Origin of the sequence: Marinobacter sp. AN1 (assembly GCF_026013985.1) — a bacterium.
Lineage (GTDB): Bacteria > Pseudomonadota > Gammaproteobacteria > Pseudomonadales > Oleiphilaceae > Marinobacter > Marinobacter segnicrescens.
In genome coordinates this window covers 414,355-437,072 of the sequence record NZ_CP110342.1, presented here as the reverse complement: position 1 = coordinate 437,072, position 22,718 = coordinate 414,355, and the positions used below count along the sequence as shown (strand labels likewise).

The following is a 22,718-nucleotide window of genomic DNA, read 5'->3' as shown; positions in this document are numbered from 1 at the left end:
ACCCCGCCTGGCCGGCCCTCAGATATCCTGGCTGTTGGAAACCTGGCGGGCCAGGCGCATGGCCTCGTGCTCTTCCATCTCCTTGAGGGAATCCATCAGTTCCTTGGCTTCTGCGATTTCCGCCTTGCCCGCCAGGCTGTCATACAGGTCGATCACCTGGTCATGGAACGCGAAGATTTCACGGGCAATTTCATCGAAAGACAGGGAAGCAAAGTGGGTATCGGCCGGATCCGTTACCTTGACCGGCTTATGTTTCATGTAATCGTATAAACGGGTTTTCAGGGCCTTGGGGTCTGCCTGACGTTCAAATTCTTCAGTAATCCGCACAAGCTCCTGCTCGTGGTCGGCCAGGTAGGTCAGCAGCGCGCTTGCCTGATCATTGGCATTACCGGCAGCACTCTCCCGCAGGCTGCGGGAGAGAAAACTGTGCATATCACGAACCCAGTCGACCAGGTCTTCAAACGTCTTGATTTCCATAGGCTTCCCTTTTTATGAGATCAGCAACTTTTGGTCTTGCTATACAGGAATCCTACCTCACCATCCCGGTTTCATCCATCAATGCAGTCATTCTGCCGACTCGCCATAGCCGGTCAGCTCCATGTAGCCACTGCCGTCAACGGAGCCTGAAACCGATACCGGGCTCTCCCAGTATGGGTACAGGCCGTCGTTCCAATAGGTCCCCGGGGGTGCGCTTACCCTGAGGGATAAGCCCATGGCCGGGATATCCAGCTGCCAGGCCACGGGCACGCGGCCCGGTTTTATATCCCGGTAATCCAGTGCAGCGAGCTCGATCTCATCCGTGCCCAGGGAGTGAGCCTCTCCCTGTGGATCGACCCAGGTACCAGAGCGGAAGGCGCCGTCACCGTCACCCACCTGGAACACCATCAGCCGGCTGCCGTCGTCCAGGCGCAGGGCAAACCAGTCCCAGCCCCGCTGGTCGGACCGCAGGAACTGACTGCTCCACTCCCGGTCCAGCCAGCCCAGACCGGCGACCTTGTAACTGCGCCCATCCAGGACCACTTCACCCTGGATGGCGATATCCGTCAGGCTGAAGTACATGGAACCCTGCCCGTCCGGGGTCTTGGCACTGAAGCCCTGTTCACCATGGCGCACGACCTGCTGCCCCGGGATCAAAACAAGGTCATAGGACCAACCGTCACCCGAAGCGGAGAGTTGCCATCTCCCTGCTGCCATTTCGCTCAGCTGCCAATGGTCCAGCCAGACCTGCAGGGGCGCCGTCGTGGCGCCTGCCTGGCCAATGTCGCCACGTGCAAACCGCTCATCAAACCAGTGTTGTCCATCAAATGAAACGGCACCGTGGGCCATCCAGGCTGACTGCAGCGGCCAAAGCGTGGCATCGGGGGCTGGTGCGCCTGGCGGGCGGGGTTCCAGGCCTTGCCGGAACTGGGTCCACTGCAGTCCCAGCGGGAGGCCCTCGGCGGTTTCCAGGTTGGCGGTCAGGTACCACCATTCAATGCGGTAGTCGGGGTGAGCACCCCAGTCTTCCGGCAGGCTGATGTGGTCCCCCGGGCCGGGCTGACGGAACCCGTGTTCCTGTCCTTCATCCGCCAGGCCCGCGAAACCGGCGTCAGACGGTTCATCAGAACAGCCGGCAATGGCCAGCAAGGCCAATAAACCAATAAACAGATGGACGGCTTTCATCGCTCCCCCCCGTTGCCCAGGGCTGGCGCAATACCGGTCGCCGGCCGACGCAGCCAGAATGCCCCGGCAATCATCAACGCAGCCAGCGCCAGCAAAGCCATCAACTCCAGCCAGAAACCGGGATAAATCGCCATGGGCAACGACCAGCCAAACGCCAACGGGTTAATGCGCTGTACCAACACCCAGGTCAGCGCGATACCCACCGGGACGGCGGCGGCCCAGATCGAAACCATAAGCTCGGCAGCCAGGGTCAGGATTACCCGAAACCACGATTTGCCAGCCAGTCCCCAGACAACAAGCAACTGGTAATACCATTGCCGTGACCCCAGCACCACCCAGCCGGTCAGCAGCAGGGCCACCGCCGCAAGCCCGAGGGTCAGGTAACTGATGGCACGGGTTAAGGCAAAGGTCTGGCGGAAGATCCGGTTGGCGAGCTGATGTACGGTTTCATTGTTACGCACCTGCAGGGTGTCCACCTGCCAGGCATGTTGCAGCGAGGCCAGCAGTTCCTCCCGACGGCTGTTGGCGCTTCCTTCTGGAAGGGTCACCGTGAGTGATTGGAAGGCGGGCGCGAAGTCCTGCGGAAGGTGCTCCACATCCATCATCACCTCACCCGCCGGGCGACCATAATCGGCGTAGATCCCGGCCACGCTGACCTCCCGGGTTTGTTCGCCGAACCCCAGGATCAGCCGGCTGCCAGGTGTGAGGCCCTTGCGCCGGGCGAGTTGCTCGTTCACCAGTACAGCTCCCCTGCCTACTGCCAGCCAGGGCGAGTTCACGCCCTCAATCAGGGACCAGTTCTGCACGAGTGAGGAACGACTGTCAGTGGCCATCAGGTCAAGGCTGCTGCTCGTATCAGCTCCGGCCAGGATCACCTGCCCGCGTAGGACAGGATGCCAGTTTGCGACCAGCTCCCGTTGCGACAATACCGGGACAACGTCCACGATCGCTTTGCCGTCGGGGACTTCCACAAACAGATCCCCGGCCAGGCGCTGGTCAAGCCACTGGTTGAAGGTGCCCTCGAACGTATGCACCAGGGCATGAACGGCGATGACAGTGCCGGCGGCGAGCTGTAACGCGACCAGCGGCAGCGCCAGGCGCCGGATGAGCACACTCAGTTCACGGCGACGCCAGAGGCGCAGGGGTGCCATGTCACGGTGCGGAGCTGCCAGTCGTTGCAACAACCCGGGAGTAACCAGGCCCGCCCCGAGCAACAGCAATGCCGTGGCCAAAAACGCTGACACCAGGGAGCCGGCCACCAGTACTGTGACGGCGCCGGCGATCAGTGCACCAAGCGCCAGGGGCACCTGAAAACGGACCATGCCGGTCTGGCCACGCCCTCCCTTGAACAGGTCAAGACCGCACCAGAACACCACCAGGGCCATCACCGCCACCGTAACCAGAAAGCCGGTCACTGAGTGGGGGGTTGCCAACAGTGCGGTATCGAAAAGGTTGGCCATGGCGGAACCAAACCCGGAACCCAGGACCTCGGCCAGCAACAGCCCCAGTCCGTAACCGGGCACCGCCCCCAGTACGGCGAGGATACTGAGCTCCAGTAACAGGTAACGACGCAACCGGCGGCGCTGCACACCGTATCGCTCCAGCTGCTGCAACCCGTGCCGGCGCTGGTCGAGGCCCAGCGTGTAGACACTGCGAATCAACAATGCCGAAACGAGTACGACCAGCACCGCCAGGGCATTCAGGTTCAGCAGGAAGCTGTCCGCCAGTTCACCCGTATCCAGCGCTGCAGGATCGACCTGACGCTGCCAGCCTTCGGGGAGGTGACCGATCTCTGTGGCCAAGTACAGCCGCAATACCGAAGGACGGTCCTTCGCCAGTCGGGCAGCCTCTGAGATATCCACGAAGGGTTTGCCGTCCAGCACAGGACCGGACCCTGATGGGGCAGCTTCAGCGCAGCTCATGGCCAGCGGATCCACCCCTATTACGCGGGCACCACCACTATCGGAGGCGACTTCGAGCCAGGGCACCACGCAGAGGCCGTTCCGGCGCAAGTCGGCGAAGTCCTGTACCGATACGGCTTTACCATCCTGCCGCACCAGCACTTGCTGCCCGGCCAGCTGGCGATCTCCCGCTGCCATGCTGTCCCGAGCCTGGCTTGTCAGCGTCCAGACGCCAGACCAAAGGGCTGTGGCAAGGGTGAGAATCGCCCACAACGCCAATAACTGCAGGGGATGGCGACGGTAATGACTGAGCATGGCCCCCAGCAACATGGCTCAGGCCCCGCTCGCCAGGTCCAGGTGCTGGTCACAGCACGCTGCCAGCGAGAGGTCATGGGTGGCAAGTACCAGGGTGCAGCCGCTGTGCCGCTGCCACCGGAACAACTCATCGGCCACGGCACTGGCTGTATGACGGTCCAGGCTTCCTGTGGGCTCATCTGCCAGGATCAGGTCCGGCGCCATGGCAAACACCATCGCCAGCGCCGCGCGTTGCCGCTGCCCACCGGAGACCTGGTCCGGATACCGCTGCCCCAGCCCTTGCAGCCCCAGTCGCTCCAGCCAGTCGCGTACCGGACCAAAGGACTGGCCGGCCAGGTCGGCACGCAGGCGTACATTCTCTTCCAGGGTAAGGGCCGGCATCAGGTTGCTGTCCTGGAACACCACTCCGATCCTGCTCCGGCGCAGGTCCGCCCAGTCATCCGGGCCTAGGAGGCCGGCGGGCTCACCCAGCAATGCAAGCTGCCCAGCATCCGCTGAATCGAGCCCGCACAGGATGTTCAGCAGGGTGCTCTTGCCTGAACCCGACGGACCGGTCAGGGCAAGCGAACCACCCTGCTCCACGGTAAAAGTCAGTCCCTCGAAAACCGGCACCCGGCCTGCAGCTGTCCGGTACGACTTGTGGAGATCTGTTACCTCAATCGCCTTCACAATCCACTCCTTCAAGCGGGTACTGGAGCCCCCCTGGCCGTTGGACTCAGGCTATAACGGGATTCAATGATGACCGGGGCGCCTGGCCCAGGGGAGGCTGAACCCGGTCCGGGGGCGTATGATGACAGATCACAGCCACCGGGGAGGACACTGACATGAATACACAGGCCATCTTCGAGTCTGTCATCCGGGACGCCCGGCCCTCGACGCTGCTGGTCACTGGCGGTGCCGCTGAAGCGGCTGCCAGGGGATGGCAGTCGTCGGCCAGCGACGTGCGAATTCATGTTCTGGACACGGGCCAGGGTGAGTTGGCCGGCCCCGGTGCAGAACCCCACGACCTCGCCCTGGTAGCCGATACGCTGGAGTCCATGGACCGGACTACGGGAACGCAGTTACTGGGCCAGCTACGCAACCTGGGTAACCGTCAGATTGCTGTGCTTGTGTCGAATACCAGCGAATGGAGATTGACCGACCTCGTTGCCCTGGGTTTTACCCGCCAGGCTGGTGGCGATGGGCGAAGCAGTCATAGCCTGTACACCTACAATATCGACACCTACAACCACAAGCGGGACTGGAACAACCCGAAATACTGGGCCAATCCGGAAATGTGGGACAAGGCGCGGTGGTAACGCCCACAGCCCTCAAGGCAACGCAACCGCCTCGAAACGGGCCAGCCCATGGCCCTGCTCATCCAGCAACTTGAGCACCTTGCCTTCCAGGAACACCCCGGCTGTATCGGCAAATACGTCGTACAGAACAGACTCATTGTTATCATCCGGGCAAGCCATGCGGGTGCTGGCCATGGAATCGAACAGCAGGTTGGCACCGGTTACTGTGTACTCACCCACAAAACGGTTGCAGCCGCTGAAGCCGTTAACCCTGCCATCATCCCGGAAAATCATGTGGGGCTCGCCCTGTTGCCCCTGCGGGACGTTCACCGCGTTGCCCCGAAGCTCCACAAGCTTCCAGTAGGTATTGGTCAGGGGCGCTGTAGGCACTGGCCCGCCCTGCTGTGATCCGGGTCCGGAAGCACAGGCAGCCAGCACCGCCAGGCAACCGAGCACGATAATCCGGCCAGCTACGCTCATTCCTTTCATGTTTGCTATCCCTCCTGAGTCTGCGGCCCGGGCCGCCCTTTCGAAAACGCCATCATACCAGTGCCGGCGGGAAACCGTCCGTAGCCCACATGACAATCCCGAAAATCAGCACACCAGCCCGCGGCATAGTGTCGCACAGGGCAGGATAAGCCTGTACGCAAGGAGGTCATACCCATAAAATTAAACCTATAAGCATATAACTAAAAATTACAAGAGAATCTCCCCTAAGGAGGACTTGCCATGTCCCGAAACCAGGTTTCATCCCACGACCTCAGCCGACGCCGCTTCCTCCAACTTGGTGCCGGCGCTGGCACTGCAGCCCTGCTGACGTCTACCGGCCTGCAAGGGCAAACCGTCAATACCCGCGCCCATGTGGTGATCATCGGCGCCGGTGCCGGTGGTATGGCCGTCGCCAACCGGCTGTCTGACCGTCTGCGCGGTGGCAGGATTACCGTGGTGGAAGCCCGTGAGGTCCACCACTATCAGCCCGGCTGGACCCTGGTGGCATCCGGGGTATGGAACCCGGACAAGACCACCCGCCCCAACAGCCAGTTCATGCCGCCCAACGTTGACTGGATTCGCTCCAGCGCAGCCGCCTTCGACCCGGATAACCGCACCGTCGACCTGGCCAATGGTGACCGGCTCAGCTACGACTACCTGGTGGTGGCTACTGGCATCCAGCTTAACTACGAACAGATCGAGGGCATGTCCGCCGACCTGGTTGGGCAACACGGTATCGGTAGTGTCTATGCCAGCCTGGAGGGAGCCACCCGCACCCGCGATGTGATTGACCAGTGGATCGCCACCGGCGGCGGCCAGGGCATTTTCACCCACGCCCCGACCCCGGTGAAGTGCGCCGGCGCCCCCCTGAAAATGACCTTCACCACCCTGTCGCGACTGGAAGCCTCCGGTAAGCGGGACAGCTTCGACGTGGACTTCTTTGCTCCAGGTGGCGGCCTGTTCAGCCAGCCGTGGGTCAACGATTTCGTCAAGCAGCGCTTTGATGAGCAGGGCGTCCAGCGGCATCACTTCCATACCCTGACCGCTATCAGCCCGCAGGATCAGCAGGCCACATTCACCCAGCAGGATGGCAGCAGCATCACCCGGGATTACGACTTCATCCATGTGGTGCCGCCTATGAGCGCGCCGGATGCAGTGCGCAACAGTGACCTGATTGCCAAGGAGGGCAAGTTCACCGGCAACTGGCTCGACGTTGATATCTACACGCTCCAGCACAACCGTTACCCGGAAGTGTTCGGCATCGGCGATGTTATTGGCGCCCCGCTCAACAAGACGGCCGCCAGCGTGAAGGCCCAGGCACCCATCGTGACCGAGAACCTGTTAGCGGCCATGCAGGGCAAACCCCTGCCCCGCAAGCACAATGGCTACACCTCGTGCCCGCTGATCACCAGTATCGGCAAGGCCATGTTGGTGGAGTTCGGCTACGACCTGGAGTTCCTGCCGTCGTTTCCCTTCATTGACCCGAAGGAAGAGTCCTGGGTGACCTGGACCCTCAAGGACAAAATGCTGCAGCCGGCCTACTACGCCGTTCTGGAAGGCCAGGCCTGAGGAGTGACATCATGACCATTGCCAGCATTCTCACCATTGTTCAGTATGCCCTTGCCCCCTACCTGTGGCTGATCGTCCTGGCCGCTGTGGCACTGCTGGGGGCCCAGGTGATCGCCCGTCTGGGCGGCTATCGTTACCTTCGACACAAAAGTGCCGTCGCCAACGGGCTCGCCCTCGTTGCCGGCCTGTCAGGTCTGGCCTGGATACCCGCATTTACCCACTCGCAACTGGCCTACGTTGCCACGACCTTTGACTGGGTCGTGATGATCGCCGCGATTATCGGCGTCGCCATTTTTGCCCTGTTGGTGTTCCATCCCCTCAGCTATCTGCTGCGCGCCCGTCACTGACGGGGCCAGCGGTCGTATTCCCCTGTGGCAGCCAGGTGCTAGAATCATCGGACAGCCCCCTGACCGACCAGCAAGGCTGAGCGGTGGGGGGCAACCGACATGAATTCCAGCAAACACGAGGATGCCATGGCAGCCATCAGCCAGGAGCGCGCCCGGGAGGAACTTGACCGGGAAAGCAGCAAGGTAAACCGGGACGACATCGAAACCCTGCTGGAACGGCAGAAAAAGATCGAGGCCAAGGTGCAGGCCGGGGGCAAGCTTGAGCGGTTTTCCACGGATATCCGCCTGATGTTTTCGCTGCTACGGGATTACTGGAACGGCCGGTACAGACAGATTCCCTGGAAAAGCGTGGCGGCCATAGCCGGCGCCCTGCTCTATGTACTGAACCCCCTTGACCTGATTCCCGATGTGCTGATCGGCTTTGGGCTGCTGGACGATGCCGGCGTGGTGGCCCTGTGCCTGAAAATGGTGGAATCGGACCTGCACCGCTACGCTGCCTGGAAGGAGTTGGACGCCGAGGCGGCTGCCCGCGCCTGAAAGCCGGTTTGATGTGCATCAACGTCCTGACCGGCGCCATGGCGTAGGGTGAACGCACATCAGTGTCAGCCATCGTCCAACAATTATCAGGGCCCGCCATGGATTTTGATTATTCGGAAGACGCCCGCCAGGTCCAGGACCTGATGCGGCGATTCATGAAAAAACACGTACTGCCCCGCAACAGCGACTGGTTGCGCAGCGCCGAGGACGGCGTCTATCCGCTGGATATTATCGAGCCCATCAAGGCCCAGGCCCGGGAAGACGGCCTCTGGAACCTGTTTCTGCCAGAGCTGAAAGAACACGAACCGGGCACCCCCATGTCCAACCTCGACTACGCCCCACTGGCCGAAATCATGGGCCGGCTGCCATGGGCCGCCGAACTATTCAACTGCAGCGCCCCGGACACCGGCAATATGGAACTGCTGCACCGGTTCGCGACCGATGAGCAGTACGAGACCTGGCTGAAACCCCAGCTGGACGGCACCATTCGCTCCTGTTTCGCCATGAGCGAGCCGGACACGGCCTCCTCCGACGCCACCAATATCAGCACGACCATCCGGCGCGATGGTGACGAGTATGTGGTGGATGGCCGTAAATGGTTCATTACCGGCGCCAATCACCCCAACTGCCGCTTTGCAATCGTACTGGGCCGTTGCGATGACGGCCCCGGTGACAGCCGCCACCACGAGCACTCCATGGTCATCGTGCCCATGGACGCCCCCGGCCTTGAGGTTGTCCGCAACATTCCCATCATGCAGCACCACTCCCCAGAGGGACATTGCGAGATCGCCTTCCGCAACGTGCGGGTACCGGCGAAGAACCTGCTGGGCAAACCCGGCGAAGGCTTTGCCATGGCCCAGGCACGCCTGGGACCCGGCCGGGTGCATCACTGCATGCGTACCATCGGGCAGTGTGAACTGGCACTGGAAATGATGACTGAGCGAGCGCTGGAGCGCCGCACCTTCGGCAAGTTCCTCAGTGAGTTCGAAAACGTGCGGGACTGGATTGCGGAGTCACGACTGGAAATCGACCAGGCCCGCCTGTTGGTGTTACAGGCGGCCTGGAAGATGGATCAGTACGGCAACCAGGCAGCGAGAGTGGACGTATCCGCCATCAAACTGGTGGCCGCGCGCCTTCAGACCCGTGTCGTGGACCGGGCGATGCAGGTGTTCGGTGCCATGGGCCTGACACCAGACACACCCCTCGCCTACCTGTGGACCTGGGGAAGGGCCCTGCGCTTCCTCGACGGCCCGGATGAGGTGCACCTGCGCACTGTGGCCCGGGCTGAAATCGAGAAGGCCAAGGAGCACCGGGGCTCAACGGCGGCTTACTACAACCTCCGCTGAGCCTCTGATGCCCTGTCAGGGGATCGCTGCCAGTCAGCCTCACTCTGCTGGCGCTGTTCCCCTTTCCTCGGCAAAGCGGATGTAGAAATCCAGGCTGCCCGGGTTAGCCATGGCATCCGGACTCGCCACCTGGGACAGGGGCTTGCCGAGCAACAGCTTGCGGATGGGCAGCTCCATTTTCTTGCCGGTCAGCGTGTAGGGAATCTCCGCTGTCGGGATGATCTCATTGGGCACGTGACGGGCTGACAGGTTGTCCCGGATGGCCGCGCGGATTCGCCCTTTCAGGTCATCGTCCAGGGTGACACCTTCACGTAACACCACAAACAGTGGCATGTAGGACTCCCGACCCAGGTATTCCAGGTCAACAATCAGCGAATCCATCACTTCCGGAATCTCTTCCACCACCCGGTAGATTTCACCGGTGCCCATACGCACGCCCTGGCGGTTGATGGTGGTGTCCGAACGGCCATAGATGATGGCGCCACCCCGTGGCGTAATGCGAATCCAGTCACCGTGACGCCAGATCCCCGGATAGGTATCGAAGTAGCTGTCATGATAGCGATGGCCACCTTCATCACCCCAGAAGTAGAGGGGCATGGAAGGCATGGGCTTGGTGACAACCAGCTCACCCACCTCGTCTTCCAGCGGCTTGCCGTCTTCATCAAAGGCATACACGGCTGTACCCAGGGTGCGACACTGCATCTCACCGGCATAGACCGGCATAATCGGGTTACAGCCCACGTAGAAGGCGGCGACGTCGGTACCACCGCTGATGGGTGCCACCAGCACGTTGTTACCGATCTCGTTCATGATCCACTTGTAACCTTCATCCGGCAGCGGCGAGCCGGTGGAGCCGACAGAGTGAATTCCACTGAGATCCGCATACTCCCGCGGGTGAATCTCTGCCTTCTTGCAGTTGAGGAAGTACGCAGCACCGGCGCCGAAGAAGGTTACGCCCGCCTCCCCGGCAAATCGCCACAGGGTACCCAGATCCGGATAGCCGGGATTGCCGTCGTAGATGCAGATGGTGGATCCCAGCAGCAAGCCGCCGATCTGGGCATTCCACATGATCCAGCCCGTCGTGGTGAACCACAGGTACCGGTCATCCGGCTGCAGGTCCATGTGCAGGCCCTGACCCTGCAACCCTTCCAGCAGGGCGCCGCCATGGCTGTGCACAATGGGCTTGGGCATGCCGGTGGTACCGGAGGAATAAACCACCCACAGAGGATGGTCAAAGGGCAGCTGCTCGAAGCTCATGGGCTCGTCATGGGCCAGCATATCCGGCCAGGCCACACTGTTATCCAGGGCGGCCCCGGCGTCCAGGTAAGGCAACAGCACCACCTGCTCCAGGGTGGGCAATTCCTCCCGCAGCTGCTTCACAACATCCATGCGACTGAAATCCTTGCCGCCATAGCGATAGCCGTCTACCGCAATCATGACCTTGGGATCGATCTGACGGAACCGGTCAATCACGCTACGGGTGCCCATATCCGGCGAGCAGCTCGACCAGATGGCACCGATGCTGGCACAGGCATAGAAGGCGACAACCGTTTCAGGAATATTCGGCAGATAGGCCACCACTCGATCGCCGGACTTTACACCCATCTGGCGCAGGGCATGGGCGAAGGAAGCGACCTGTTTCTTGAGATCACCCCAGGATAGCTCCTGCAGCTCACGGATCTCGGAGCGGGATATGATCGCGGGGCGCCCGGGTTCATCTTCATGGTAACGGAAGGCCTGCTCGATCATGTTCATTCGTGCGCCGTCAAACCAGGTAGCTCCCGGCATCCTGTAGTCGCTGAGCACGCTGGAGTAGGGCGCGGAATGGCGGATATCGAAATAGTCCCAGAAGGCAGCCCAGAACTCTTCCAGGTGATCCACTGACCACTGCCAGAGCGAATTATAGTTATCGAAGGTCAGGCCTTTGTTGTCCGTCAACCACTGCATAAAATCATGCATGCGGCTACGTTCGATACGGGCCTGGTCGGGTTGCCAGAGGCATTCGGGGGTCTGGTCTGTCATGGCTATCTCCATTGTTGTTGGTTATCGTGAGCTTGCCCGGGGCACAGGTTGCTTTCATCTCACTGTGATTTTCTGGCGTCGCCGGCTACAGTAAAAATCCGGTAAACGCGAATTTACCGGTTGAACTGATTGAGTAAATCAACTATACCTTTGATTCGAGGGGCAAAACGCAACTGCCTGAATCGTTCACCAATTTCAGGAGGTATTTTCATAGTAAAAAATAATGAAAGTCCAGATTGAATAGAACAAGCGCTCGCTATACAGTCTGAACCACTCAGAAACAAATACAAGAAGACAGCTGCCGTGTTGGCAGCGAATATCAGGAGAAAATCATGCTACGAAACAAGAAGACCGGACTGTTCACCGGCACCATGATCGGCCTTTCCATGGCCATTTCATCCATCACCTACGCCCAGGAAGGTCCGATCCGGATCTCCTACATTGAACCGCTCTCCGGCCCCTTCGCCAACGTGGGTGACGCCGGCCTTAAGCACTTCCGGTTCACTGCAGAAAAAATGAACGCGGAAGGCGGCATCCTGGGCCGCGATATCGAAATCGTTGCCATGGATAACAAGCAGAGCCCCTCTGAGTCAGTACAGCTGGTTCAGCGGTCCATCGATGAAGGCATCAACTTTGTCACCCAGGGCAACGGCTCCAACGTGGCCGGCGCCATGATCGAGGCGGTGGATCGCAACAACCGCCGTAACGAAGACAACAAGGTGCTTTACTTGAACTACGCCGCGGTGGACCCGGCCCTCACCAATGAGCGCTGCAGCTTCTACCACTTCCGCTTTGACGCCAACAGCGCCATCAAACTGGAAGCACTGTCCAACTACATGAAGACCCGTGACGATGAGGTCGACAAGATCTTCCTGATCAACCAGGACTACTCTCACGGCCAGTTCATCTCCAAGCGTATGAAGGAGCTGGTGGACGAGAAGGGCATCGACGCAGAAATCGTCGGTGACGTACTGCACCCCATCGCCCAGGTTCGCGACTTCTCTCCGTACATCTCCCGCATCCAGCAGTCCGGTGCCGATACCGTGGTATCCGGCAACTGGGGTAACGACCTGTCCCTTCTGGTCCGCGCCATTGACAGCGCCGGCCTGGACGTAAACATCTACACCTACTACGGCGGTGGCCTGGGTACTCCGGCAGCCGTTGGTCCCCGTGGTGAAGGTATCCTTTACCAGATCACCGAATGGCATGCAGACGTTAACGTCGATGAAGGCCTGACCGAGTACGAGAAGTGGTTCCAGGAGTTCAAGGAGCGCTACCCGGAAATCGACTGGTACTATCACCGCGTCTATAACCAGATGCAGATGCTGAAAGCGGCCATCGAGGAAGTGGGCAACGCCGAGGATGTCGATGCCATTGCCAAAGCCCTGGAAGGCATGGAATTCGAGTCCCAGACCGGCACTATCACCATGCGCGCCCAGGACCACCAGATCCTGCAGCCCATGTACATGTCTGTGATGGATACCAACGCCAAGTACGATGCTGACAACTCAGGCGTCGGCTTCCGCACCGTAGCCAACATCCCTGTTGAACAGGCCACGGACGAAACTTCCTGCAACATGAGACGTCCATAACCCCCAGCCATACTCCGGTGGCGCAATGCCACCGGAGCTTTTCAGAAAAATAAACCAGGATTCGTCTCACCATGCTCGAAACCATCGCTTATTCGATATTCAATGGCGTGCTCTACGGTACGCTGCTGTTCATGATGTCCAGCGGCCTGACCCTGATCTTCGGGATGATGGGTGTCTTGAACTTTGCTCATGCCAGCTTCTATATGCTGGGTGCCTATTTCGCCTATACCTTTGGCCTGGGAACCGGCTTCTGGGTGGCGCTGTTCCTCGCCCCGATTGCCGTCGGCGCCATGGGCGCCCTGGTTGAACGCTATGGCCTGCGCCGCGTTCACCAATACGGCCATGTGCCGGAACTGCTGTTCACCTTCGGCCTCGCCTATGTGATCGAGGAACTGGTGGCACTTTTCTGGGGTACGGTACCGGTTCCCTACAAGGCCCCTGCTGCCCTGAACACCACGGCATTTACCATGTTCGGCCTGGACTATTCCTGGTTCAAGGTATTCATCCTGCTGGTCGCTATCGCCATGTTCGTGGGCCTCTGGGTTCTCATCAAGAAAACCCGTGCTGGCCTGATCATCCAGGGCGCCCTGTCCCGCCCGGATATGGTTGGCGCACTGGGTCATAACGTACCCATGGTCTTTACCCTCGTTTTCGCCTTTGGCTGTGCACTGGCTGGCCTCGGCGGCGTCGTCGGTGGCATTCACTTTGTTACCGACCCCGGCATGGCGTTCATGATGGGCCCGATCGTCTTCGTTGTGGTGGTGCTTGGTGGTCTGGGCTCGGTTCCCGGGGCACTGGTCGCCTCGCTGATCATCGGCATCCTGCAGACCTTCTTCCTGTCCGTGAACTTCTCGCTGGCCGAAAGCATTGGCTCCCTCGGTATCGAGAATTCCGGCTTCTTCGGTGTGCTCTGGCATATGGAAGCCACCCGGATTGCTCCCGTACTTCCATTCCTGCTGCTGGTACTGACCCTGATTTTCAGACCCCGTGGCCTGTTCGGGAAGCGTGAAGCATGACAACCACAACAACAACGCAACAGGAAACCAAATCTATGGCTACCAATACCGCAGCAGGAAGCAACAACCTGCTGAAGTTATGGCCCTGGGTGGTCGTACCGCTTGTGGCGATCGTGCTGCCCTTCATCTTTGACTCGGGCCATGCCATCAACCTGCTCAGCCATATGGGCGTGGCGATCATCTTCGCCCTGTCCTATAACATGCTACTGGGCAATACCGGCCTGCTGTCCTTCGGGCACGCGGTCTACTATGGTCTGGGCGCCTACGTGGCCATGCACCTGCTGCGCAGCATCAACGATGCGGGCGGCGAAGGCCTGCCCATTGAACTGCTGCCCGTCGTGGGTGCGGCGCCGGCCTGTTCTTCGGCATCATCTTCGGCACTTTCTCGGTTCGCCGTGCCGGTGTCGTATTCGCGATGATTACCCTGGGCCTGGGCGCCCTGGTGCATTCCAGCTCGCTGATGTTCACCGACTTCTTCGGTGGTGAAGCAGGCCTGTTTGGTGATCGTACCTACGCGCCTTCCCTGCTCGGTGTCGATTACGCCTCAAGCCGTAACGTCTACTTCCTGGTGGTGGCGTGGGCCCTGATTGCTGCCATCCTGATCTACCTGCTCAGGAAAACTCCCCTGGGCTGGATGGCCAACGCCGTACGGGATAACCCGGAGCGTGCCCAGTTCGTGGGCTACGACCCTACCATTGTGCGCTTTATCCAGTTTGCCTTGTCGGCAGCGTTTGCAGGCCTTGCGGGTGGCCTTTTCGTGATCACCGACGAGATCGTCAACGACGAAGCTGTCAACGCGCTCACATCAGGTGCTGTATTGCTGGGCACCTATATCGGTGGCATCGGCTACTTCATCGGCCCGATCGTGGGTGGCACGCTGGTGACCTTCCTTGAGAGCTCCCTCTCCGCCTACACCGAGGCCTGGGTACTGTATTTCGGCCTGATGTTCATCGCCATCGTCATGTTTGCTCCGATGGGCCTTGTAGGTATCGTCCATACCCAGTACCTCAACTGGAAAGCGGGCGGCTGGAAAGGCAACACCGGTGCCCGGCTGTATATCCTGCTGACCGGCCTGGTAGGCATATTTGGACTGGTCTGCGTGATCGAGCTGGCCTACCACTACTTCCGTAGCTGGGATCCGAGCGCTCCCTTCGCCCTGATGGGTGTCACCGTTGATGCAACCAACGCCCTGCCCTGGCTGGTGTCCTTTGGTATCGCCATCATCGGTTTCGGGCTGATGCTGTTCCACGGCAACCCGATGCTCAAGCGTAAACTCGGCGCCAAGTCAGACGGAGGTAAGGCATGACTACCCGTAACGCACTCGAACTCAAGGGCGTAAAGAAGAACTTCGGGCGCGCCGAGATCATCCGCGGTCTGAACCTCGAGGTTCATGAACACGAACGCCACGTAATCATCGGCCCCAATGGTGCCGGCAAGTCCACCATGTTCAACCTGATCAGTGGACGGATGAAGGTTTCCGACGGCTCTATCAAGCTGTTCGGTAACGATATTCACAACCTGCCGGCCCACAAGGTCAACCGCATGGGCCTGAGCCGCAGCTTCCAGGTGACCAACCTGTTCCAGAACATGACGGTTATGCAGAACCTGCGTTGCTCGCTGCTCTGGTCGGAAGGTCATAAATACGCCTTCTGGAAGAGCGTCATGGGCCAGCAGGCGGTGACGGATCGGGCCTACGAACTGGCCGAGCGCCTGAACCTGACCGAGCAGGCCGAGATTCCGGCGTCCCTGCTCACCTACGCCCAGCAACGGTCACTGGAGATCGGCTGTACTGTCGCTTCCGGTGCCAAGGTGATCCTGCTGGATGAGCCCACAGCGGGCATGAGCCGTACCGAAGCCAACGATGTCATTCAGCTGATCCAGCGTATGACCGGCGAAAACACCCTGGTGGTGGTAGAGCACGACCTGAGCGTGGTCTTCGAACTGGCAGACCGCATTTCCGTACTGGTGTATGGCGAAATCATCGCCACCGGCACCCCGGAAGAAATCCGCAACAACGCGGCCGTTCAGGAAGCCTATCTCGGTACGGAGGTCCACTGATGCTCAAGATCCAGGATTTACACGCCTACTATGGCAAGAGCCACGTGCTTCGTGGCGCCAACATGACCGTCAACCGGGGGGAGATCGTCAGCCTGCTGGGCCGTAACGGCGTTGGCCGTTCCACCCTGTGCAAGGCAGTGATGGGCCTGGTGCCGCCGGTGGGGCATATCGAGTTCGATGGCAAGACCATCAGTGGCAAGCAATCCCATGAGATTGCCCACGCCGGCATTGGCTATGTTCCCGAAGACCGGGCGATTTTCCCGGGCCTCTCGGTGGTACAGAACCTCGAACTGGGTATGAAGAAAAAGGGGCAGACCGGTGAGAAGTGGACCCTCGACAAGGTTTACGAGTGGTTCCCCCGCCTGAAGGAACGAGAGCATACCCCGGCCGAGGTGCTGTCCGGCGGTGAGCAGCAGATGCTCAGCATGTTCCGCGCCCTGATGGGCGACCCCCAGTGCATACTTGTGGACGAACCCACAGAAGGCCTGGCGCCAAAGGTGGTAGCCGACGTGGCCGCCATCCTCAAACAGATGGCAGACGATGGTATTGCTGTGCTACTGGTGGAGCAGAAGCTGTCCATCGCCCTGGACATTGCCGACCGCATCTACATCATGGGTGACGGGAACATTGTCTACGAAGGCACACCTGAAGAACTGAAAAACAACGCTGAAATCCGCAAAGAATGGCTGGAGGTCTAGGAAGCAGCCCACCCGGAGCAACTCGCCCCGGGTGGGCCGCCCCGGAAACTGTCAATGGCAAAACTGCTTAACGATCGCGATCTCGAATTCCAACTCTACGAAGTCCTCGACACCGAATCCCTGCTGCAACGGCCCCGCTACGCGGAGCATGACCGTGCCATTTTCGATGCCACGCTCAACACCGCACGGGATATCGCTGCCGAGTATTTCGCGCCCCACAATCAAAAGGGTGATGCCAACGAACCCACGTTCGACGGCGAAAAGGTTACCCTGATTCCGGAAACCCAGCCGGCCTGGAATGCCTTCGCCGAAGCCGGTTTCCTGGCATCCCACCACGACTTCGACGACGGCGGCTCACAGCTGCCGGAAGTGGTGCTGCGGGCCAGCATGGCCTATTTCAACGCCGCCAACGTCTCCAGCACCGCCTACTCGTTTCTCACCATCGGCGCCGCCAACCTGCTCAAGAGCTTTGGCAGCGACGAGCTGAAAGGCAAGTACCTGCCGTCCATGCTCGATGGCCGTTACAGCGGCACCATGGCACTGACCGAGCCAGGCCAGGGCTCTGCCCTCGGCGATCTGCGCACCATGGCGAAGCCGGCCGATGACGGCAGCTATCGCCTGTTCGGCAACAAGATGTACATCTCCGGCGGTGACCATGAGCTGACCGACAACATCGTCCACATGGTACTGGCCCGCATCGAGGGCGCACCAGCCGGTGTTCGCGGCATCTCCCTGTTCCTGGTACCCAAGTTCCACGTCAACGACGACGGCACCCGGGGCGACCGCAACGATGTCGCACTTGCTGGCCTGCTGCACAAGATGGGCTACCGGAACACCACGTCCACCGTACTGAACTTTGGCGAGAAAGACGGTGCCGTCGGCTACCTGGTGGGCGAGCCCCACAAGGGCCTGGGCTACATGTTCCAGATGATGAACGAAGCCCGCATTGGTGTCGGGCTGGGCGCTGCCGCCATGGGTTACCAGAGCTACCTGGAAGCCCTGGACTACGCCCGCGACCGCCCACAGGGCCGCCTGCCCGGCAACAAGAACCCGGACGCACCCCAGGTCAAGATCGTCGAACACGCGGACGTGCGCCGCATGCTGATGATGCAGAAGGCCTACGCCGAAGGCAGCCTGGCCCTGTGCCTCTACGCCAGTACACTGGTGGAAGACGCCCACACCGCAAAAGATGAAAGCGAACGCAAAGCTGCCGCTGAACTGCTTGACCTGATCACCCCCATGGTCAAGACCTGGCCGTCCAAGTACGGAGTCATCGCCTCGGACCTCGGCATCCAGGTTCTCGGTGGCGCCGGCTATACCCGGGAATACCCGCTTGAGCAGCTTTACCGGGACAACCGCCTGAACCCCATCCACGAGGGTACGGAAGGCATCCAGGGCATCGACCTGCTGGGTCGCAAACTGGGACCGAAGGGCGGTGACGGCTACGCCGAATTCCAGCGTCGCATCCAGGCAACGCTGGATGAAGCCGCCAACCTGGACACCTGCGGGCCACTGGCCAGCCAGCTGACACAAGCACTGGACACCCTGAAATCGGTAACCTCTGACCTTCAGAAGCAACTGGCGGCCGACCCGGACCACGGCCTGTCCAACGCCACCATGTACCTGGACATGTTTGGCAAGGTACTGGTGGGCTGGATCTGGCTCAAGCAGGCCATGGCGGCCGAGAAGGCCCTCGCTGCCGGCGCATCCGGTTCGGAGGAGCAGTTCTACCAGGGCAAGGTCCATGCGGCCCGCTATTTCATGAACTGGGAACTGGCTCCGCTCGACGGCTACGCCCGGCTACTGGCTAACGGTAACCGCGACAACCTGGATATGCAGAACGACTGGTTCTGATGTTCGCCAGATTTTGAGTTTGCCTTCCGGAGCCTGATCATGCCCCAAGGCGGTTACCCGAAAGCCTGAAGCAAGGTGGCGGGTGTGGCTTTCCGGGACCTTCAAAAACATGGACGTTTTTGAAGAGCCTACATGGATGTATTCACGGCGTGTCCCGGAAAGCCATGCCCGCCGGCTTGCCTTCCCCGAAATCCCGATATTCAAACTCCAAACTACGCCACTGGAGCAGTAAGCAATGACAAGCCCCCAAGACCACTACACCCCGGAACAACAGCAAGCCCTGGACCATGTAAAACAGGCCGAGAAAGTCGCGAGCGACATCCCCGGCATCAGCCCGGATATCCAGTTGCGCCCCATCAAGAAAGTGGCCGTTATCGGCGCCGGTACCATGGGCGGCGGCATTGCCATGAACTATGCCAATGCCGGCATCCCGGTAGTAATGCTGGAGCTCAAGCAGGAAGCCCTGGACAAGGGCCTGGACATCATCCGCAAGAACTACCAGCGCACCGTCAGCAAGGGCAAACTCAGCCAGGACGAAATGGACCAGCGCATGGCCCTGCTCTCCGGCACCCTCAGCTACGATGACCTGGGCGATGTTGACCTGGTGATCGAGGCTGTCTTCGAGAGCATGAACGTCAAACGGCAGGTGTTCGGCACCCTCGACAAGGTCTGCAAGCCCGGCGCCATCCTGGCCTCCAACACCTCCACCCTGGACGTGGACGAGATCGCCGCCGCCACCAACCGCCCCCAGGACGTGATCGGCCTGCACTTCTTCAGCCCGGCCAACGTCATGCGACTGCTGGAGATCGTTCGGGGTGAGAAAACGGCGGACGATGTGCTGGCCACCTGCCTGGATATGGCGAAGACCATCAAAAAGGTCGCGGTGGTTTCCGGGGTATGCTTCGGCTTTATCGGCAACCGCATGCTCGAGCCTTACGCCCGTGAAGCCCACCGCCTGGTACTGGAAGGCGCCACCCCGGCCCAGGTGGACGGTGTGATGACCTCTACCGGCCTGGCCATGGGTGTACTGTCCATGTACGACCTGGCCGGTATCGACGTGGGCTACCTGGTACGGGAATCCCGCCGGGATGAAATCAGCCAGGACCCGGGCTACTGCAAACTGGCGGACGAGCTCTATCACCTGGGCCGTTACGGTCAGAAGACCGGTCGCGGGTTCTATATCTATGAAGACCGTGAAAAGAAAGAAGATCCCGAGGTCCTCGAGCTGGCCCAGAAGATCGCCGCTGACCTGGGCATTGAGCGCCGGGAAATCAGCAACGAGGAAATCCATGATCGCTGTCTGTACATGCTGATCAACGAGGGTATCCAGATTCTGGACGAGGGCATTGCCCTGCGCAGTGGTGACATCGACCTGGTTTGGATCAACGGCTACGGTTTCCCGGCCTGGCTGGGTGGTCCCATGCATTACGCCGAGCAGATCGGGTTGGAGAAGATCCTGGACACGATCCGCCACTATCGCGATACCCTGGGTGATTACGGCACAATGTGGTTTGAGCCGGCGCCGCTGTTGGAAAAGCTGGTTGCGGAAGGTAAGACAAAGATCGAAAAAGTCTGAAGCTGAAAAGCGATCTGGCAGGGTAACCAAAAAAGTTTTAAAGGCGGACAGCACGGAGTTCACACGGACTTCCGGTGGGGGTACTTCCGCAGCAGGGCCAGGGATGGCCCGGTGCAAGGTCGGTCCAGGACGGACCGTGAATTGCAGCGGAGGAAGTACCCCCACCGGAAGGCCAGGCACCTCATTCACAGTCTGGGTGAGCATGCCTGGAACCGCTGATCAAGCCGGAACTGATTTGCTGAATTCACGAGGGACAAGGTAGTCCGTCGCTCGCCCGCCGGGACAGGCTTTCTCCGCTGCAATTCACGGTCCGTCCTGGACCGACCTTGCTCCGCGCCATCCATGGCGCTGCTGCGAAAGCCTGTCCCGCAGGTCGATCGACTCCGTGCGGGGCCCTGGCCTACTGCGTGAACGCTGAAAACAAAACCTGACCCGGATTTAACGGAGCCAGGAAAGAAAATTTTTTACACCAAGAGGAAGAGATCATGAGAGAAGCAGTCATTGTATCCACCGCACGTACCCCAATTGGCAAAGCATTCCGGGGACTGTTCAACAACACCAAGTCACCCACCATGGCCTCCTTCGCCATCAAGGCTGCCGTTGAGCGCGCCAAGGTTGACCCGGCAGAGATCGAAGACCTGGTGATGGGTACCGCTATGCAAGGCGGCACTGCCGGTATGAACCTGGGACGCCTGGCAGCATTGGCCTCAGGGCTCCCCCTGAACGTCAGCGGCATGACCATCGATCGTCAGTGCGCCTCTGGCCTGATGGCAATCGCGACCGCCGCCAAGCAGATCATGTATGACGGCCAGGACGTCGCCATTGGCGCCGGACACGAGAACATTTCCCTGGTTCAGCAGAAGAACTTCGAGTGGATGGCCAGCGAGCGTGACGAGACCGTCATCAAACATGCGGCTCACGCCTACATGCCCATGCTGGAAACCGCGGAGAACGTGGCCAAGGTCTACGGCATCAGCCGTGAGGCCCAGGACGAATATGCGCTTCAGTCCCAGCAGCGCACCGCTGTCGCCCAGGAAAAGGGCCTGTACGATGACGAAATTGTACCGGTCACCACCACAAAGGCGGTGATGAACAAGGAAACCAAGGAAGTCACCTACGAAGAAGCCACCCTCGACAAGGACGAAGGCAACCGTCCGTCCACACAGCTGGAAGGCCTGGCAGGCCTCAACCCGGTCATCGAAGGCGGCTGCATCACTGCCGGCAACGCCAGCCAGCTCTCCGATGGCGCCAGCGCCTGCGTGCTGATGGACTCCAAGCTGGCCGAACAGCGTGGCCTGCAGCCCCTGGGTGCCTACCGTGGCATGGCCGTCGCGGGCCTCAAGCCCGAAGAAATGGGTATCGGCCCGGTCTACGCCGTACCCAAGCTGCTCAAGCAACATGGCCTGAAAGTGGACGATATCGGCCTGTGGGAGCTGAACGAAGCCTTCGCCGTACAGGTGCTGTACTGCCGCGACAAGCTGGGTATCCCCGATGAGCGCCTGAACGTCAACGGTGGCGCCATCTCCATCGGTCATCCCTACGGCATGAGTGGTGCCCGGATGGTAGGTCACGCGCTGCTGGAAGGTAAGCGTCGTGGCGTCAAATACGTGGTCGTTACCATGTGTGTCGGCGGCGGTATGGGCGCAGCTGGTCTGTTCGAGGTGCTGTAATGAGCCATCCCCTTGATGCATTCTCGCTCAAGGGCAAAACCGTCATGGTCACTGGTGCTTCCAGTGGCCTTGGCGCACACTTTGCCCGTATCTGCAGCCAGGTAGGCGCCCGTGTTGTCATCGGCGCTCGCAGGGTAGAAAAACTCAATCAGCTCGCTGACGACATTCGTGGCAATGGTGGCGATGTCCTCGCCGTTGCCATGGATGTTACCTCCCGCGACAGCGTCGAAGCCGCCTTCGACGCCGCCGAGGAAGCCTTCGGCGTGGTGGACGTGGTACTCAACAACGCCGGTGTCGGCGGTGCCGCCCGGGCGCTGGAAATCAGCGAAGAGGACTGGCGTTTCATGCTGGGTACCAACCTTGATGGCGTCTGGCGTGTCGCACAGTGCGCCGGCCAGCGCATGGCGAAGGCCGGCAAGTCCGGCAGCATCGTCAATATCGCGTCGATTCTTGGCCTCCGTGTGGGCAAGGGGCTGAGCCACTATGCCACCTCCAAGGCGGCCGTGGTGCAGCTCACCAAGTCTCTCGGTATGGAACTGGCCCGCTACAAAATCCGGGTCAATGCTATCGCACCGGGTTACTTCCGCACCGAGATCAACGAAGACTTCTTCGACACCGACCAGGGTCAGGAGTTTATTCAGAAAGGCGTACCCATGCGCCGTCTCGGCCAGCTCGACGAGCTTAACGGCGCCATGCTGTTGCTCGCCAGTGATGCCGGTCAGTTCATGACTGGCTCTGTGGTCACAGTGGATGGCGGCCACGTGGTCAACCCGCTGTAACCCATTCCGG

General features: G+C 60.3%; 20 protein-coding genes and 1 pseudogene. 15 read left to right on the top strand and 6 right to left on the bottom strand.

All coding sequences use genetic code 11. The features are described from left to right. Positions 1–18: 18 nt before the first annotated feature. The 4 genes from LJ360_RS01890 to LJ360_RS01875 all read right to left on the bottom strand — a co-directional run bounded on the left by LJ360_RS01890 (position 19) and on the right by LJ360_RS01875 (position 4,547). The gene (locus LJ360_RS01890) at positions 19–477 is read right to left on the bottom strand and encodes an ATPase (protein WP_091848871.1); all 459 of its coding nucleotides are present in this window, start codon (positions 475–477) and stop codon (positions 19–21) included. An 87-nt stretch (positions 478–564) separates the two neighbouring features. After that, positions 565–1,662, bottom strand: coding sequence for a lipocalin-like domain-containing protein (locus LJ360_RS01885; protein ID WP_264995090.1), 1,098 nt, complete (start codon positions 1,660–1,662; stop codon positions 565–567). Continuing rightward, positions 1,659–3,893, bottom strand: coding sequence for an FtsX-like permease family protein (locus LJ360_RS01880; RefSeq protein WP_264995089.1), 2,235 nt, complete (start codon positions 3,891–3,893; stop codon positions 1,659–1,661). The genes LJ360_RS01885 and LJ360_RS01880 overlap by 4 nt, the downstream gene beginning before the upstream one ends. Positions 3,894–3,896: 3 nt before the next feature. Further along, positions 3,897–4,547, bottom strand: a complete 651-nt coding sequence (locus tag LJ360_RS01875) for an ABC transporter ATP-binding protein (RefSeq protein ID WP_413774388.1) — start codon at positions 4,545–4,547, stop codon at positions 3,897–3,899. 155 nt (positions 4,548–4,702) lie between these two features. Here LJ360_RS01875 and LJ360_RS01870 point away from each other — a divergent pair, with 155 nt between their 5' ends. Continuing rightward, positions 4,703–5,176, top strand: a complete 474-nt coding sequence (locus LJ360_RS01870; RefSeq protein WP_091848874.1) for a DUF6231 family protein — start codon at positions 4,703–4,705, stop codon at positions 5,174–5,176. A gap of 12 nt (positions 5,177–5,188) precedes the next feature. Here LJ360_RS01870 and LJ360_RS01865 read toward each other — a convergent pair whose 3' ends face one another. Continuing rightward, positions 5,189–5,644, bottom strand: coding sequence for an META domain-containing protein (locus tag LJ360_RS01865; protein ID WP_264995088.1), 456 nt, complete (start codon positions 5,642–5,644; stop codon positions 5,189–5,191). A 240-nt stretch (positions 5,645–5,884) separates the two neighbouring features. On the opposite strand from LJ360_RS01865, the gene LJ360_RS01860 reads away from it, so the two are divergent. The 4 genes from LJ360_RS01860 (at position 5,885) to LJ360_RS01845 (ending at position 9,443) form a co-directional block, all read left to right on the top strand. Next, positions 5,885–7,213: an FAD-dependent oxidoreductase gene (locus LJ360_RS01860; RefSeq protein ID WP_264995087.1), complete on the top strand. Its 1,329-nt coding sequence runs from the start codon at positions 5,885–5,887 to the stop codon at positions 7,211–7,213. 11 nt (positions 7,214–7,224) lie between these two features. After that, a complete protein-coding gene (locus LJ360_RS01855; RefSeq protein ID WP_264995086.1) occupies positions 7,225–7,560 on the top strand; it encodes a DUF5368 family protein in 336 nt (111 codons plus the stop codon). 126 nt (positions 7,561–7,686) lie between these two features. After that, a complete protein-coding gene (locus tag LJ360_RS01850) occupies positions 7,687–8,097 on the top strand; it encodes a YkvA family protein (RefSeq protein ID WP_264995979.1) in 411 nt (136 codons plus the stop codon). 98 nt (positions 8,098–8,195) lie between these two features. Further along, positions 8,196–9,443, top strand: a complete 1,248-nt coding sequence (locus LJ360_RS01845) for an acyl-CoA dehydrogenase family protein (RefSeq protein WP_091848878.1) — start codon at positions 8,196–8,198, stop codon at positions 9,441–9,443. 39 nt (positions 9,444–9,482) lie between these two features. Here LJ360_RS01845 and LJ360_RS01840 read toward each other — a convergent pair whose 3' ends face one another. Next, complete coding sequence (locus LJ360_RS01840; protein ID WP_264995085.1) at positions 9,483–11,465, bottom strand: acetoacetate--CoA ligase; 1,983 nt, start codon at positions 11,463–11,465, stop codon at positions 9,483–9,485. 332 nt (positions 11,466–11,797) lie between these two features. Here LJ360_RS01840 and LJ360_RS01835 point away from each other — a divergent pair, with 332 nt between their 5' ends. From LJ360_RS01835 to LJ360_RS01790, 10 genes and pseudogenes are all read left to right on the top strand, one after another. Next, positions 11,798–13,057: a branched-chain amino acid ABC transporter substrate-binding protein gene (locus tag LJ360_RS01835; protein WP_264995084.1), complete on the top strand. Its 1,260-nt coding sequence runs from the start codon at positions 11,798–11,800 to the stop codon at positions 13,055–13,057. A gap of 71 nt (positions 13,058–13,128) precedes the next feature. Then, positions 13,129–14,073, top strand: coding sequence for a branched-chain amino acid ABC transporter permease (locus tag LJ360_RS01830; RefSeq protein ID WP_264995083.1), 945 nt, complete (start codon positions 13,129–13,131; stop codon positions 14,071–14,073). A 35-nt stretch (positions 14,074–14,108) separates the two neighbouring features. Further along, positions 14,109–14,492, top strand: a complete 384-nt coding sequence (locus LJ360_RS01825) for an ABC transporter permease subunit (protein WP_264995082.1) — start codon at positions 14,109–14,111, stop codon at positions 14,490–14,492. Continuing rightward, entirely contained in the window at positions 14,429–15,379 is a 951-nt protein-coding gene (locus tag LJ360_RS01820) for a branched-chain amino acid ABC transporter permease (protein WP_320108798.1), read from the top strand. Before LJ360_RS01825 ends, LJ360_RS01820 begins: the two co-directional genes overlap by 64 nt. Further along, positions 15,376–16,131 (top strand): ABC transporter ATP-binding protein, encoded by a 756-nt coding sequence (locus LJ360_RS01815; RefSeq protein ID WP_264995081.1) that lies wholly within the window; start codon positions 15,376–15,378, stop codon positions 16,129–16,131. The genes LJ360_RS01820 and LJ360_RS01815 overlap by 4 nt, the downstream gene beginning before the upstream one ends. Next, a complete protein-coding gene (locus LJ360_RS01810) occupies positions 16,131–16,829 on the top strand; it encodes an ABC transporter ATP-binding protein (protein ID WP_264995080.1) in 699 nt (232 codons plus the stop codon). The genes LJ360_RS01815 and LJ360_RS01810 overlap by 1 nt, the downstream gene beginning before the upstream one ends. Before the next feature lie 54 nt (positions 16,830–16,883). After that, positions 16,884–18,683 carry an acyl-CoA dehydrogenase gene (locus LJ360_RS01805; protein WP_264995079.1) on the top strand — a complete coding sequence of 600 codons (1,800 nt, stop codon included), beginning with the start codon at positions 16,884–16,886 and terminating at the stop codon, positions 18,681–18,683. Positions 18,684–18,951: 268 nt separating this feature from the next. Next, positions 18,952–20,259 (top strand): annotated as a pseudogene (locus tag LJ360_RS01800) (3-hydroxyacyl-CoA dehydrogenase NAD-binding domain-containing protein); the annotation flags it as partial. A 485-nt stretch (positions 20,260–20,744) separates the two neighbouring features. Then, positions 20,745–21,929: an acetyl-CoA C-acyltransferase gene (locus LJ360_RS01795; RefSeq protein WP_264995078.1), complete on the top strand. Its 1,185-nt coding sequence runs from the start codon at positions 20,745–20,747 to the stop codon at positions 21,927–21,929. After that, a complete protein-coding gene (locus tag LJ360_RS01790) occupies positions 21,929–22,708 on the top strand; it encodes an SDR family NAD(P)-dependent oxidoreductase (RefSeq protein ID WP_091848888.1) in 780 nt (259 codons plus the stop codon). The genes LJ360_RS01795 and LJ360_RS01790 overlap by 1 nt, the downstream gene beginning before the upstream one ends. The last annotated feature ends 10 nt before the right edge of the window (positions 22,709–22,718 follow it).

Bases quoted from the DNA above. Each gene is read 5' to 3' on its own strand.
- LJ360_RS01890 (WP_091848871.1), bottom strand. From the start codon at position 477: ATGGAAATCAAGACGTTTGAAGACCTGGTCGACTGGGTTCGTGATATG.
- LJ360_RS01885 (WP_264995090.1), bottom strand. From the start codon at position 1,662: ATGAAAGCCGTCCATCTGTTTATTGGTTTATTGGCCTTGCTGGCCATT.
- LJ360_RS01880 (WP_264995089.1), bottom strand. From the start codon at position 3,893: ATGTTGCTGGGGGCCATGCTCAGTCATTACCGTCGCCATCCCCTGCAG.
- LJ360_RS01870 (WP_091848874.1), top strand. From the start codon at position 4,703: ATGAATACACAGGCCATCTTCGAGTCTGTCATCCGGGACGCCCGGCCC.
- LJ360_RS01865 (WP_264995088.1), bottom strand. From the start codon at position 5,644: ATGAAAGGAATGAGCGTAGCTGGCCGGATTATCGTGCTCGGTTGCCTG.
- LJ360_RS01860 (WP_264995087.1), top strand. From the start codon at position 5,885: ATGTCCCGAAACCAGGTTTCATCCCACGACCTCAGCCGACGCCGCTTC.
- LJ360_RS01855 (WP_264995086.1), top strand. From the start codon at position 7,225: ATGACCATTGCCAGCATTCTCACCATTGTTCAGTATGCCCTTGCCCCC.
- LJ360_RS01850 (WP_264995979.1), top strand. From the start codon at position 7,687: ATGGCAGCCATCAGCCAGGAGCGCGCCCGGGAGGAACTTGACCGGGAA.
- LJ360_RS01845 (WP_091848878.1), top strand. From the start codon at position 8,196: ATGGATTTTGATTATTCGGAAGACGCCCGCCAGGTCCAGGACCTGATG.
- LJ360_RS01840 (WP_264995085.1), bottom strand. From the start codon at position 11,465: ATGACAGACCAGACCCCCGAATGCCTCTGGCAACCCGACCAGGCCCGT.
- LJ360_RS01835 (WP_264995084.1), top strand. From the start codon at position 11,798: ATGCTACGAAACAAGAAGACCGGACTGTTCACCGGCACCATGATCGGC.
- LJ360_RS01830 (WP_264995083.1), top strand. From the start codon at position 13,129: ATGCTCGAAACCATCGCTTATTCGATATTCAATGGCGTGCTCTACGGT.
- LJ360_RS01825 (WP_264995082.1), top strand. From the start codon at position 14,109: ATGGCTACCAATACCGCAGCAGGAAGCAACAACCTGCTGAAGTTATGG.
- LJ360_RS01815 (WP_264995081.1), top strand. From the start codon at position 15,376: ATGACTACCCGTAACGCACTCGAACTCAAGGGCGTAAAGAAGAACTTC.
- LJ360_RS01810 (WP_264995080.1), top strand. From the start codon at position 16,131: ATGCTCAAGATCCAGGATTTACACGCCTACTATGGCAAGAGCCACGTG.
- LJ360_RS01805 (WP_264995079.1), top strand. From the start codon at position 16,884: ATGGCAAAACTGCTTAACGATCGCGATCTCGAATTCCAACTCTACGAA.
- LJ360_RS01795 (WP_264995078.1), top strand. From the start codon at position 20,745: ATGAGAGAAGCAGTCATTGTATCCACCGCACGTACCCCAATTGGCAAA.
- LJ360_RS01790 (WP_091848888.1), top strand. From the start codon at position 21,929: ATGAGCCATCCCCTTGATGCATTCTCGCTCAAGGGCAAAACCGTCATG.